Below are 13,226 nucleotides of genomic sequence, written 5' to 3'. Positions count from 1 at the left end.
TTCTTCGGATCGGGGACCTTCTTCGCGTTCTTATCCGCGGTGATCAGCGTGGGCACGGCCTCGGAGGACGTCGTCTCCGACGGCTTCGCGGACGCAGACGGAGACGCGGCGCTCGCGGAACCGGACGGCGAAGCCCCCGCCGACTGCGTGGCACCAGGGAACGCCACATCGGACGAATTGAACGATGGCCACGCGCTGGCCTTTTGCTCCGCGCCCTTGGGCGAGAACAATCCCAAAGCCGCCGCAGCTCCCAGGAAGATTACCAGCAGCGCCACCACCGTGGCTACGACGATCGCTATGCGCTTGCGTCCCAGTGTGCGCTTGCTTTCCGGAGCCGTCGCGCTTTCGACCGGTTCAGGCGTCTCCATGTACGACGGCGGATTGACCGGCACCTGCGGCTCAAAGCTCGCCGGCAGCGGCTCGATCACCATGGTGGCCTCCGGGTCGTCGCCGGCACCACCGTCAGCACCGGCCCCGGCCCCCGCACCGCCACGCTGGGCGGCACTCTCCGCCGGCTCGAAGCTCGGCGGTGCCACCTGCCCGCTCACGCCATGCGGCAGCGGAACGGCCTCCGGATCGCCCTCCCACGTGTCCTCGTCGCCAAAATCATGGGCATCGCGGGCGGCACGAATCGCCGACACATCCAGACCCATCGTCGGACGGCCACTGAAATCCTTGCCTTCCTGCGGCATGATGCCCAGCGGACGCCCATCGTCCTCGAAATCGCTCGGATCGACGTCATCCACTTCGCCGCTCTTGGAGAACAGCTGATTCGGCCGCCACGTCATCTCACTCGGCTGCTGCGCGATCTGCGGCTCGCTCACCGCAAGGAACGACTGCGGAATCGGTACAAGGCTCGTCTCATTCGCAGGACGGAACTCCGCCAGCTTCACCGACGGACTGGAGGGATGCGACGGGATGGCGATGTCGTCACGGGTCAGATCGGTCATCGGCTTCCACATGCCGAGTAGTGCCTCGAACTCGTCGAGCGTGCTGATCGGAATCGGCACATCATGATCACGATCGTGAATGCCCAGACCGCGTGCACACAGGATCTCATACTCGTCGGGAGTACCCTCCGGCAGTTCGGCGAGCGCGTTCTCATCGGAAGGGTCGAATACGTGCCCGGTAAGCGCCTGATACAGCACGGCGGCGATCTGACGGATCACCACGGATTCGGAGTCGGGATTCTCACCGGCGTGACGCAGCAGCGGCGGCACGAGTGCGGCTGAAATCGGAGCATCGGCCAGCGTCACGCTCTGCGATGTCATACGGATCGTCGCCGCGGAGATGGCACGATGATTGAGTCCGGAGCGGCGCAGCGACTTGGCCGCCTCGACGGTTTCTCCCATGATCGTGCGGATGGCCTCCACGCTCAGCGCCTGCGTGGACGCGTCGGCGTTATGCGCCAGATAGCGTTCGAGCGAGATGCCGTGGTCGAGATCGGTGACGATGATGCATGCGCCCTCGTCGGAACGGATCTGCTGGATGGGGGTGAAGTGCTTGTTGTGGGTCAGTGTGAGCGCGCTCGCCACGTCGTTCGCCATGCCGGCGATGGTGGAGTCGGTGATCAGGAAGAGCTGGCAGTCCTTGGCCATCACACTGTCGTTCGCCCGCCAGACCGAGATGCCGGTCTCCTCACGCAGGATCTGCACCAGCGTATAGCGGTCGATGAGAGTGTCTCCAAGTCCTGGCTTCATAGTGTCGCTGCTCTTCCCTGCGAATAGATCAAGCTGTTGATGGGCTCTAGTCATTCTATAAGTGGGACTGCCCGATGGAATGCGGTCCGCAATGACTGGTGCCGGATGGGTTCCCGTTGTGGACGGGCCTCCGGTCGTGACGTTCCGTGATCCGTTGGAATCGTTGGAATTATTGGGTACCGTCGGGGTGACTGGCGTACCGACGGGCGTGCCTGCCGCCGCACCGACGGGCGCACTGACAGGCGCATTAACGGGACCGTTAGATGGCCCTGTCGGACCGTTTTCCGGATTCGGGTCATTGCCGCCATCGTCGATGGGACTGTTGTCGCCGTTGTCGCCGTTGTCGCCGTTGCCGGAATCATCCGACTGCTCGCTCGCGGTCTCATTACCCGTCGCGCTCGCCGCCGCACCACCGCGATGCAGGAACCGCCGCTTGACCGCATCGATCAGCGACGTGAACTCGTCCACGCGCAGCACCACCAGCAGCAGCGCATACACGCCGGCAGCCACGATCGTGCCCACGATGCAGATGATCAGCGAATCGATCCAACCCATATGACCGTCGAACGGGCCGACGTCGACGTGCAGCAGACGCATGACCGGCTTGCATGCCAGCCAGCAGGCCACACCGGCCGCCACGCCTGCGATAATCGCCTTGATGTGCATGACGACGATCCGTCGCCCATCCAACGAGCCGCCCATACGTTTGCGCAGCCGCAGGAAAATGAACGGAATCGTCAGAATGTACGCGAGGCTGAGCGCCAGACCCACCAGCGTGGCCCACTGTTGCGGCGGTGCGATCATGATTGCCGGCAGCAGCAGCGCCATCTGCACCGCGTTCTCCAACAGGGCGAACAGGAACGGACTCTTGCCGTCCTCGTAGGCGTAGAACGTACGCTGAATGAGCAGGAACGCGCTGATCGGCACCAATCCGATCGACAGCGTGACCAGCGGCCCGGCGATCAGCAACGCGTCATGCACGTTGACCGACGGCAGTAGCGCGCGTGTGATCGGCACGGGCATGGCGATCAGCGCGGACGAGAAGAACACCATCGACAGGCCGACCGTACGCAGCGACGAACTGAGATCCTCACGCGCGGTGGCCACATCGTGATCGCTGATCGCGCGCGACAGTTTGGGGAACACGGCCGTGGTGATCGACACCGCGATCAGTGAGTACGGCAGGATATACAGCGAATACGCGTACTGATACGAGCCGTTGCCGGCGATGTTATACAGATCATGGCCGGCGTGCGGCGCGCCCGTGTTGATCTGCGACGTGACCATGCCGACGACCAGATTGAGTACGGTCATGGCCAGACTCCACGCGGCCACCTTGCCCATCGAACGCAGACCGATGCCGTGCAGACCCCACTTGGGACGGTAATGCAGACCAATGCGCATGAGCGGCAGGAACAGGATCACCGCCTGGAACGCCACACCCAGCGTCCACGTGCCCGCGGTGAGCAGGATCTTGTCCTCCGTCCAGAAGCTCATCGGCATGCGATCGGCCTTGCCGAACAGCAGAATGAACGCGGTGAAGCCGGCGCAACTGATCACGTTCGCGCCCACCGAGCTCCACGCATACATACCGAACCGGCCCTTGGCGGCGAGGATCTGGCCGAGCACCAGATATAGACCGTAGAAGAAGATCTGCGGCATGCACCACAGGGTGAACGCGTTCACCAGCGCTCGCTGATCGGGAGCCCAGTTCGGGTTCACATACAGTCGGGTGACGAGTGGCGTGCCCAGCATCATCACGGCGGTGACGGCGATGAGCAGCGTGATCGCCACGGTGATGAGTTTGTTGAGTCGTTCGTTGGCGTCCTCATGCTTGAGCGTACGCACGATCTGCGGCACGAGCACGGCGTTGAAGATGCCGCCCGAGATCAGTGTGAAGATGACCTGCGGGATCATCGAGCCGGTCTGGTAGGCGTTGGCGGCGATGCCGGTGGTGCCGATGGCGGCCGCCAGCAGGATCGAACGAATCTGTCCGGTAACGCGTGAGGCCGCCGTGCCGGCGGCCATGATCAGGGAGTTGCGTCCTACGGAATTCGATTGTTCCGAAGATTGTCCGGAACCGTTATCGGAACTCGTGGAGTTTACGGAACTCTGGGAACTCATTCGTCGGGATCCTTTACACGGTGGAACTGTCGCCACAGGCCCAGCAGGCCCAGCAGCACGGCGAGCGCGAGAATCGCGTAGCCGCTCCAGTCATTGATTTGCAGAACGCTGGTGATCTTCGCTTCGGCGGTGTTACTGACGGGCTGTCCGTTGGCGTCCTGCAGTTGGATGCTTACGGTGGCCGTGCCGGAGTTGAGCACGCGGATGGTGAGCGTGGACTGTACTTCGGAGTTGGCGGGGATGGTCAGCTCCTGTCCGGAGGAGGAGACGATCTGATCCGAATCGGTGCTGGCCATGAGTCGGACGCGCACGGCGTACGGGTGACTGTTGCCCACGGTGACGGGCATGCTCGCGCTTTGGCTCACGATGTTGATCGAGTCGGGCTTGGCCACGGTGACGCCGGAGAACAGTCCGTCGGCGATGCGTCCGGCGGCCTTGACGAGCCGCTGGTCGTTGATCGTTGAATCGGTGAACGATTTGAGGGCCAGATCGGTGTAGGCCGCGCGTAGTGAGGTGACCCAGCGGGATGCGCCTTCGCTGAGTTGATCGGTGCCGTCGGAGTCTTCCTCGGTGCCGGTGGAACCGTTGTTGTTGGGATTGCCGGATGCCCCGGACGCGCCGGGTGCTCCGGTGCTGGTGGGGGCCTTGGCCAGTACGGTGTTCGCGAACCGGGAGATCTCCGCGTAGGTGTCGCGAAGCGAGAGAACCTGGGTGCTCAGCCGTTCGACGGTGGCGGTGGTCGCGTTGGGGTTGTCGGTGGTGTTGGATTCGCCGATCGTGGGCACTTCGTTCGCGTGCGCGGCGGCGTCGCTGCCGCTGACCGACGGCTGGGCCTGCATCAGGTCGTCGAGGCTGCCGAGGTTGAGCCAGGAGCAGGATTCCAGTTGCGTCATCAGCGCCTCGACCGTGTTGGCGCTTGCGCCCGTACCGAATGAGACGAGCAGGTTGCGAGTTTCGTATGGACGCTCCATCTGGTAGAACGCGCTTTGCGCCACGAACCGTGCCATGCGACCGGCCGTGGTGCCTTCCGCCTGCAGCGCCGCGTCGGACGAGGTGGCGGAGTCCTGCGCGAGGGAGCTGAGGTCACGCTGTGGGGTGAGCACGGTCATGTCGCCGGCGTCGGTGGGCACGACCATCTTCGATGTGCGTACGGCGGTGGGAGAGTCGGCGTCGTAGTCGGTTTCGGCGACCACGGCGGCGTATCCCTGTGATTTTGCGGCGGTGAGTGCGCTCATCGTCCACGAGGCGGTGGACTGCCAGGCGATGGTGGCGGGTATGGTCTTCTCATCGCCGGTGACGTCATGATAGAGATCGGTGGCAGTGCCGGCGTTCCACAGATCGTCGGTCAGCCCGGCCTCCTTCCAGGGCAGGGCGCTGGCGGTCTGCGACTGGAACGCGAGATCGAATCCACGCGGCTGCATCAGTGCCGCGATCTGCGGGGTTCCGGAGAACGAAGTGAGATACGACGGATCGGCCACGGTCTGAATGGCCGTGTGCCGGCGCAATGTGGCGGCGAGCGCGGACTGGTTGCGACGCTGGCGGTCGGTGAGTGAGGTGATGGTGGTGGACTTCGCCACGGCCTCCGCGTTGGCGTTGGCGTCGTTGGTGCCGGATGCTCCGGTTGCGCTCTGGTCGTGGGTGAGCAGGTTCTGCACATCGTTCGTGCTCACCTGCCATTCCGATTCGGTGAGTGGCAGCGCCATGGTCAGGTTCAGCTGTGGCGTGGCGCCGACGTTGAGTCCGTCCTGCGTGCGCGTGACGAATGAGTGGATGCCGGCCGATACGGCGTCGCCGGTGGAGTTCTGCGACGAGTACGTGATGTTGAGCGGCTTGGCTCCCCAGGAGGTGAACTGGTCGAGCACACTGCCTGAGTTGTTGTCGTTTCCTGAGTCGTTACCGGATGATTTCGATGCGGTCAGCGTTACGGTGCGGCTGCCGCCGGCTTCGATGGAATCCACGGTGGCGGAGGCGAGCGTGGTGTTCAGTCGGCGCAGTCGGGCGTCGGCGGTTGATCCGTCGGCCCAGGACTGCATCAACGAACTGGAGCTGAACGAGTATTTCGGATTGGTCAGCACTTTCACTTCACCGGAGGCGAGCATGCTGTTGGTGCCGTTGCTGATCGTCACCACGGCGGTATAGTCGTCGGTGCCGTTGATCACGGTGCTGGTGCCCGATTCGATACTGACCGAGACCTTGCCGGTGGTGTCGGATTTGCCTGCGGCGTCGGCGGCATACGTGGGGGTGACTCCGACGAACACCATCGCGAACGCGATCATCATGGCGAGGCAGACGTCGATGATCGCATGCAGACGTCGTGATGCCCCGATGGGCATGGTGCCTCCGCTGCGGCCGGTATGGCCTCCGGTATTCACAAGCAAAACGGCCCTTACTTCTAGACTTTCTGGCGACTTCCAGCGTTGTTATTTCTTCGCGTTGCTCTTATGCTTTCGCGCGTACAGCCACGCAATCCTACGTTCGTTAGGATAGCTCAGGACGTCACTTAAATCATCAAAACGTACCCAGATGGCGTCCTCCGCCTCATGATCGGGGTCTCCCTCCACGGTGAGCTCCCCGCTGATGCGACGCAGGGCGTAATGATGCACGAGCTTGTGCACACGCTGGGCGGTGCCGGTGAACCAGTAGTCGATGGTGGCGATGGAGGTGATCACCTCACCGAGGATGCCGGTCTCCTCATGGACTTCGCGTACGGCCGTCTGCTCGGGCGTCTCGCCCTTCTCGATGTGGCCTTTCGGCAGACACCATTCCAAATGGCCGGAACGGGAATGACGGGCGATGATCGCCACGCGGTCCTTGTCGTCGAAGATCAGTCCGCCGGCGGAATACTCGCGCACCACAGGCAGTTCACGGGCGTCAAGCGAAGCGAACGTGGTGGGTTGCGTCTGCTTCTTCGCCATGAGCGCAGGCGTGGGTCGCATCGAAATCGGGCTGTCGGACACTTCACGCACATCGATCTGCGCCTCGACATATTCGACTTGTCCTTCCGGCAGTCGCAATGTGATACTCTGTCCATATTTCGGTGTCTGTGAGCTGTACAGAGGACGCAGTTCATACGATTCGACGTCGTCGTCAAGAGGGTCGTAAACCCCGTCATTTTGGGTATGATTGCCCGAAGAACTGGCGGCACGGGCCATCATGCGCGCAACATCCCCGGGAGTAGTCATACCTTCTACAATACGCAAAACAATGTGCAGGTGGGGTAACGGTAAGCTTGATTGCGCACAGCGAAAGGAGCATGGAGTGGGATTCGAGGTATGGCCTGAGGCCATTGAACTGGGCGAGCTGTTCAAGGAACAGGGCTACGAACTGGCGCTCGTGGGCGGGCCCGTACGCGATCTGCTGCTGCATCGCCGTTCACACGACCTCGACTTCTGCACCTCCGCCAGACCGGAGGAATTCGAGCCCATCCTGCGCAAGTGGGGCAACGGATTCTGGGATATGGGCCGTAAATTCGGCACGCTCGGCGCAATGAAAAAACGTGCCGATGGCAGTGAAATCGGCGTGGAGGTGACCACCTACCGTTCCGACAAATACGATCCCGAATCGCGCAAGCCGGAAGTCAATTATGGCGACAGTCTCGAAGGCGATCTGTCACGACGTGACTTCACCGTCAACGCGATGGCGCTGCGCGTGCCCGAATGCGAATTCGTCGATCCGTTCGACGGTGCCAACGATCTGAACAAGAAGATTCTGCGTACGCCCGTCGATCCGCGTCAGTCGTTCGACGACGATCCGCTGCGTATGATGCGCGCCGTGCGATTCGTGGCGCAACTCGGATTCCGCATCGAACCGGAGACCGCCGAGGCGATCACCGCCATGGTCGACCGCATCGAGATCGTATCCGCCGAACGCGTACGCGACGAACTGACCAAGCTGCTGCTGAGCGACAACCCGCACGCCGGTATCGAGGCGCTTGTGGAATCCGGACTGGCCGACATCGTGCTGCCGGAGATTCCCGCACTGCAGCTCGAACTCGACGAGCACCACCGCCACAAGGACGTCTTCCAGCACACGCTCATGGTGGTGGACCGTGCGATTGCCCTCGAAACCGGTCCCGACGGTCCGGTGCCCGCGCCCGATCTGACGCTGCGACTGGCCGCGCTTATGCACGACGTGGGCAAGCCGCGTACGCGCAAATTCGAGGCCGGCGGCAAGGTGAGCTTCCACCATCACGATCTGGTGGGTGCCAAGATGACCCGCAAGCGGCTCAAGGCGCTGCGCTTCGATCATCATCTGGTGGAGGACGTGGCCGATCTGGTGGCGCTGCACCTGCGTTTCCACGGATACATCGACGAACCGTGGACCGACGCCGCCGTGCGCCGGTATGTGCGTGACGCCGGGCATCTGTATCACCGGCTCAACCGGCTCACCCGCGCCGACGCCACCACGCAGAACAAGCGCAAGGCACGCATGTTCTCCGAGGCGATGGACGACATGGAGGCGCGCGTGATCGAGCTGAAGAAGAAAGAGGATATCGACGCGATTCGTCCCGACCTTGACGGCGACGAAATCATGCAGATCCTCGGGCTCGCGCCCGGACGTGAAGTGGGCCGTGCGCGCAAACACATGCTTGATTACCGACTCGACAACGGTCCCGTGGAGCATGACGAGGCCGTCGCCGAGCTCAAGCGCTGGTATGCGGAGGAAGGGGCGCCGGAGGCCTGACCCTGGCTTGATGCCCGCCTAAGGTCTGCCTAAGGTCTGAGGCTGGAGGCCTAGTTCACGGCCTCGTGATCTACTGCCTTGGGCAGGTCGCCGAGCTGATCGGCGGCCTTGCATCCCTCAACGGACTTGAGATCGGCGTCGGTTTTGGTGGCGATCTGGTCTTCGTCGACGAGGTCGGAGAACGTGGAACCGATCACCACGTCGATCAGCTTGTCCTCGCGGTCGTCCATGCGCAGAATCGCGTCGTTGAACTGGCCGGCAAGCGTGTAGGCCTCATTGATGGTGTTCTTGCCGAACCGGATCTCCGTGCGCTTGATCGTGACGGTGCCGGGATAGTTGGACACGCCCTTGGACACGAAGCCGCGGTTGGTCAGGGCCTCGCTCACGGCGTCGGCCAAACCGACCTTGTCGGTGCCGTTGAGCACGCGGACGTTGATGACGCTCGGGTTGACGGCCTTGGCGGTGGCGCCTTCAGCCGCAGTGGGGCAGGGGGCGGTCACACCATAGTTGGGCTGGACTGAATTGGCGCTCGTTGCGGTCTTGCCGAGCACGCCGAAGTAGACGAGGAACGAGATAACGAGGACGATCGCCAGAGCGCCGATGGCGACGGTGAACACGATCTTCTGACGGTCGCGTACGAATTGCTGACGTGCCTTACGTTCGTCGAAGGCTTCCGGAGTCGTCATGACGGTCCTTGCTCCTTGTCTGTCTGTGATGAGTTACACATTAACCCGACTGCCTGACGGTCGGATATGGTCCGGCTACGGCAGGGAGACGATGGGCGTGACCGGGGCGGTGGTCTCGAAAAGACGATCGACGTGACGGCCGCTGATCCAGGCATGGCAGACGGCGGCGGACACGGCCTCGTTCGGTACGCAGGCCACGACGGACGGGCCGGAACCGGATACGAATGCGCTGGTTGCGCCGGCGTCCAGGGCGGCACGGATCGCCTCGCCGGAGCGCGGGTGCAGGGTGACGGCCGCATACTGCAGATCATTGGTCGGACTGCCGGGGCCCGCGCCGATCGCATCGAACATGCGATACACATCGGGCGTGCTCAGCTGCGTGTTGTAGGCACCCACGACCATGGAGCCGAGCGTGCCCGGGGCGATGTCAGGATGGCTGGCGTCCGTGGTTTCAATGACCTCGCCGTAGCCGGTGCCATGCGCGAGTCCGCCGGCAAGGCAGAACGGCATGTCCGCGCCGAGCGTTGCGGCGATGGGCTGCAGTCGTTCCACCGGCCAGTTCAGGTTCCACAGGCGATTCAGTGCGAGCAGCGTGCCCGCGGCGTCGCTGGAGCCGCCGCCGAGTCCGGCGCCGACGGGAATGCGCTTCTCCAGCGTGATGGCCACGTCAGTGGACTGACCGGCCTCCTTGGCGAGCGCGAACAGTGCCATCACGGCGTGATTGTGACGCATATCGGCCTGATCGAGGGCAAGATCACCAAGATAGGCACCTGTCAGATCAAGACTGAATCCGGTGCTGGGGGCTTTGCGCGTCACGGTGACAGTGTCGTAGATGCCCACGCCGCAGTATATGGTGTCGAGGCGGTGACGACCTCCCCATTCGGCGTGCGGAGCGCCCACGCGCAGCGTGAGATTGGTCTTGGCCGGGCATTCCACGCGCACGCAGTCGACGCGTTTGGGCGTCGCTGTATGTGCGATCTGGGTCGGATCGATATCGTTCATGGTGCTGGTTGCGGTCATCAGGCCTCCTTGCCGGTGGTGTCCGTACCGTTGACGGAATCGTTGCCGTCGGTGTCTCCCGCCTCGATACGGGCCACGGCGTCGGCGAGCGCGGCGAATCGATCGATGGTCAGGGTCTCGCCGCGCAGTGTCGGATCGATGTTCGCCAGCGCGAACGCCTCCTTGGGCATGATCTTCTTGAGCGCCGCGTTCAGCGTCTTACGACGCTGGGTGAAGGCGGCGTCCACCAGCGCGAACGTGCGTTGGCGTGCATCGATGTCGGCCTCGGTGCGGTCGGTATGCGTACGCGTGAACTTGACCAGCGCGGAATCCACGTTCGGTGCGGGCCAGAATACGTTACGACCAATGATTCCGGCGCGTTCGGACGTGCCGAACCAGTGGAGCTTGGCGGTGGGGGTGCCGTAGATCTTGCTGCCGGGCTGGGCGGTGAGACGGTCGGCCACCTCCTTCTGCACCATGACCACGAAGCTGTTCAGATTCGGGTAGCGTTCGAGCAGGGTGATGATGATCGGCGTGGCCACGTTGTACGGCAGATTGGCCACCAGCGTGAACGATTCGGCGCTCGCGAGCTGCGGGGTGTCGTCGGGCGTGACCTTGAGCGCGTCCTTGTTGATCACGCGGAATCGTTCCGCGGCGTTCGGCATGCGTTCGGCCACGGTCTTCGGGATGCGTTCGGCCAGCGGCGGGTCGATCTCCACGGCGGTCACGTGCGCTCCGGTTTCCAACAAGGCGAGGGTGAGGGAGCCAAGCCCTGGGCCCACCTCCATCACCTGATCGCAGTCGCCGATTTCGGCGGTGCGGGCGATACGACGTACGGTACCCGGATCGATCACGAAGTTCTGGCCGAATTTCTTGGTGGGGGTGACGCCGGCCTCGGCGGCGATGCGGCGGATGTCGGCTGCGCCGAGCAGACCGCTGTCGTCGGTGTCGGCCTGATGGGCGGCGGATTCGTTGGTCTGCGATGCGGTGGGATTTGTCATATTCGGTCTCGTGCTACGTGATGTCGGTATTGTGTCGGTATTGGATATCGGTTCGCGGTTGTTGATGGTCTGGCTGACGTGGAGGCGCTGACTGTGGCGGGTGCAGCGCCGTAATGTCATGGTGTTTGATGTCTGTTGATGTGCGCTTATGTTGTGTTTGCCCCCTGCCGAGTACTGCCGGTTGAGCGACTGTGCTATGGCTCTTTGGCGGTATTTGGCCTGTTTGGCCTGTTTGGGCTGTTTAATACCAGTTGTACTTTTGCGAGTGAGCCCATGCGGCGTCGGGGTTGCCGTAGCGGCCGGAGATGTAGTTCAGTCCCCAGTTGATCTGGATGGCGGCGTCATCCTTCCAGTTGGCGCCGAAGGTGGCCATCTTGCTGCCGGGCAGGGACTGCGGGATGCCGTATGCGCCTGAAGACTTGTTTTCGGCGCTCCAGCTCCAGCCGGATTCCTTGTTCCACAGCTTGACCAGCGAGTCGAAGTTGGTGCCGCCCCAGCCGTACTGCGCTACGGCGCCCTTGGCATAGGTCTGTGCGGCGGATGGGGACGCATGCCACAGTCCGCTTGAGCTGCTGCCGGAATTGCTGCCGGAGTTCGACGATCCGGAGTTGCCTGAGTTCGAGTTGCTGCCGGAGTTGGAGTTGCCGGAGTTCGAATTGTTCGAATTATTGGAGTTGTTGTTGGAATTCGTGTTGGTGCTTGGCTTCTGCGTGGGCGTTTCCGCCGGCTTGCTGCTTTCCGACGCGGACGGAGAGCTCGACGGCTTGGACGACGACGATTCGCTCGGCTTGGACGATGCGGAAGCCGACGAGCTGGGCTTGCTGCTTGGCTTGGCCGAGTTGGAGTCGGACGTGGTCTTGTCGGAGTTGTCGGTCTTGGAATCCGAATCGTTGGTGTTCGAGTTCGAGTTGTTCGAGTTCGAGTCGCTGGTTGAGTTGTCGCTCGGCGTCTCCTTCGGCTTTTCCGGGCCCACGGCCACCACCTGGTTGATGGCCTCCTTGGTGGTCGTCTCCTTGAGCAGCACCGCGGATTCGGCCTGACCGTCCACGAACGTGGTGTTGTACGTCTGTGTCTTCTCTCCGGCCTGTCCCTGCTGACGGATCACGGTCTCACCGGGTTGCAGGGTGTCATCGACCACCGTCTGCGTGACGAACGGAATCGATACGGTCTTGGTGGTCTCGCCATGGGTCACGCGCTTGACGCGCAGCACGGTCTGATCGCCGTCCTTTTCCACGCTGACGCGATCCTCCTTGCCGAGCACGATGCCCTTGGAATCAAGAATCGACGCGGCGGGCAGCTTGCCATTCGGAGCCTCACTGGACTTGCCGTCGGCCACCACGGTCACCGGACCGTTGGCGTTGATCACGAATCCGCCGGTCAGCTGGTTATACACGTTCTGGATGTTCACGGTGACCTGACTGGCAGCCTTCTCGTTGTCCTGGAAGAATCCGAGCAGCTGGTCGGCGCTTGTGGCGATCGTCCAGAACGGCACATCCTTGCCTTCGATCGTGATGGTCGCCTGATAGGCGCTCTGCACCTTCACGACGGCATGATTGGCCAATGCGTTACCGGACGACGACGTGATGATGTCATGCGTCTTGACCGCCACGCCCTGTTCCTGCAGCAGGCGATCCACGCTCATCGCATACGTCTGTACGGTTTCCGTCTTGCCGTTCACTTCCAGCGCAACGGTTTTGTGTGTGCCCACCAGGAAGCTGGCCATGCACGCCACGGTGACCGCTGCGGCGCATGCGGCCACTCGAATACGGCGTCGCGCCTGAAAACGTTGCGGAGTCCACCTACGTGCCATCAAATCCTCCTGACGAACTATTGAAACCACCCCTCATTGTATGGTGACAACCTTGACAGCCCGTGTTTCGGCGACGGAACCCTCCGAATCCCCACAATCCCAACGAATCTGGGTCAAACCGGGTCATGGGGAAGCCGGTCTGGGTATAACCGGGTCACAAGGGGGCTGTTTCGGGGTCCTTCATGACCCGGTCATACCCAGAACCAGGTATATGTGCCGGTTT

8 protein-coding genes are annotated in these 13,226 nt (G+C 62.6%); 1 reads left to right on the top strand and 7 read right to left on the bottom strand.

What is annotated here, in order from left to right; translation table 11 throughout:
• The 3 genes from EP30_RS06845 to EP30_RS11135 all read right to left on the bottom strand — a co-directional run.
• A partial coding sequence (locus EP30_RS06845) for a murein biosynthesis integral membrane protein MurJ (protein ID WP_140557227.1) occupies positions 1–3,824 on the bottom strand: 3,824 nt, incomplete at its 3' end.
• Complete coding sequence (locus EP30_RS06840) at positions 3,821–6,157, bottom strand: DUF6049 family protein (RefSeq protein WP_140557225.1); 2,337 nt, start codon at positions 6,155–6,157, stop codon at positions 3,821–3,823. The genes EP30_RS06840 and EP30_RS06845, both read right to left, overlap by 4 nt.
• Before the next feature lie 87 nt (positions 6,158–6,244).
• A complete protein-coding gene (locus EP30_RS11135) occupies positions 6,245–7,006 on the bottom strand; it encodes an NUDIX hydrolase (RefSeq protein WP_094664208.1) in 762 nt (253 codons plus the stop codon).
• Positions 7,007–7,082: 76 nt separating this feature from the next.
• On the opposite strand from EP30_RS11135, the gene EP30_RS06830 reads away from it, so the two are divergent.
• Positions 7,083–8,507, top strand: a complete 1,425-nt coding sequence (locus EP30_RS06830) for a CCA tRNA nucleotidyltransferase (protein WP_140557222.1) — start codon at positions 7,083–7,085, stop codon at positions 8,505–8,507.
• 50 nt (positions 8,508–8,557) lie between these two features.
• On the opposite strand, the gene EP30_RS06825 is transcribed toward EP30_RS06830, so the two are convergent.
• The 4 genes from EP30_RS06825 to EP30_RS06810 all read right to left on the bottom strand — a co-directional run bounded on the left by EP30_RS06825 (position 8,558) and on the right by EP30_RS06810 (position 13,003).
• Positions 8,558–9,193, bottom strand: coding sequence for a LytR C-terminal domain-containing protein (locus EP30_RS06825; RefSeq protein WP_140557219.1), 636 nt, complete (start codon positions 9,191–9,193; stop codon positions 8,558–8,560).
• Positions 9,194–9,268: 75 nt separating this feature from the next.
• Positions 9,269–10,195, bottom strand: coding sequence for a 4-(cytidine 5'-diphospho)-2-C-methyl-D-erythritol kinase (locus tag EP30_RS06820; protein ID WP_094664254.1), 927 nt, complete (start codon positions 10,193–10,195; stop codon positions 9,269–9,271).
• A gap of 17 nt (positions 10,196–10,212) precedes the next feature.
• The gene (gene rsmA, locus EP30_RS06815; protein WP_140557217.1) at positions 10,213–11,193 is read right to left on the bottom strand and encodes a 16S rRNA (adenine(1518)-N(6)/adenine(1519)-N(6))-dimethyltransferase RsmA; all 981 of its coding nucleotides are present in this window, start codon (positions 11,191–11,193) and stop codon (positions 10,213–10,215) included.
• A gap of 241 nt (positions 11,194–11,434) precedes the next feature.
• Positions 11,435–13,003, bottom strand: a complete 1,569-nt coding sequence (locus tag EP30_RS06810) for a G5 domain-containing protein (protein WP_140557215.1) — start codon at positions 13,001–13,003, stop codon at positions 11,435–11,437.
• Between the last annotated feature and the right edge of the window lie 223 nt (positions 13,004–13,226).

The organism is Bifidobacterium sp. UTCIF-39 (genome assembly GCF_006408715.1).
GTDB lineage: Bacteria > Actinomycetota > Actinomycetes > Actinomycetales > Bifidobacteriaceae > Galliscardovia > Galliscardovia tissieri.
This window is presented reverse-complemented; position numbering and strand designations above follow the sequence as displayed.

What these genes read in the sequence shown, in the direction of transcription:
- EP30_RS06840 (WP_140557225.1), bottom strand. Translation starts at nt 6,157, where the DNA reads ATGCCCATCGGGGCATCACGACGTCTGCATGCGATCATCGACGTCTGC.
- EP30_RS06820 (WP_094664254.1), bottom strand. Translation starts at nt 10,195, where the DNA reads ATGAACGATATCGATCCGACCCAGATCGCACATACAGCGACGCCCAAA.
- EP30_RS11135 (WP_094664208.1), bottom strand. Translation starts at nt 7,006, where the DNA reads ATGACTACTCCCGGGGATGTTGCGCGCATGATGGCCCGTGCCGCCAGT.
- EP30_RS06825 (WP_140557219.1), bottom strand. Translation starts at nt 9,193, where the DNA reads ATGACGACTCCGGAAGCCTTCGACGAACGTAAGGCACGTCAGCAATTC.
- rsmA (WP_140557217.1), bottom strand. Translation starts at nt 11,193, where the DNA reads ATGACAAATCCCACCGCATCGCAGACCAACGAATCCGCCGCCCATCAG.
- EP30_RS06810 (WP_140557215.1), bottom strand. Translation starts at nt 13,003, where the DNA reads ATGGCACGTAGGTGGACTCCGCAACGTTTTCAGGCGCGACGCCGTATT.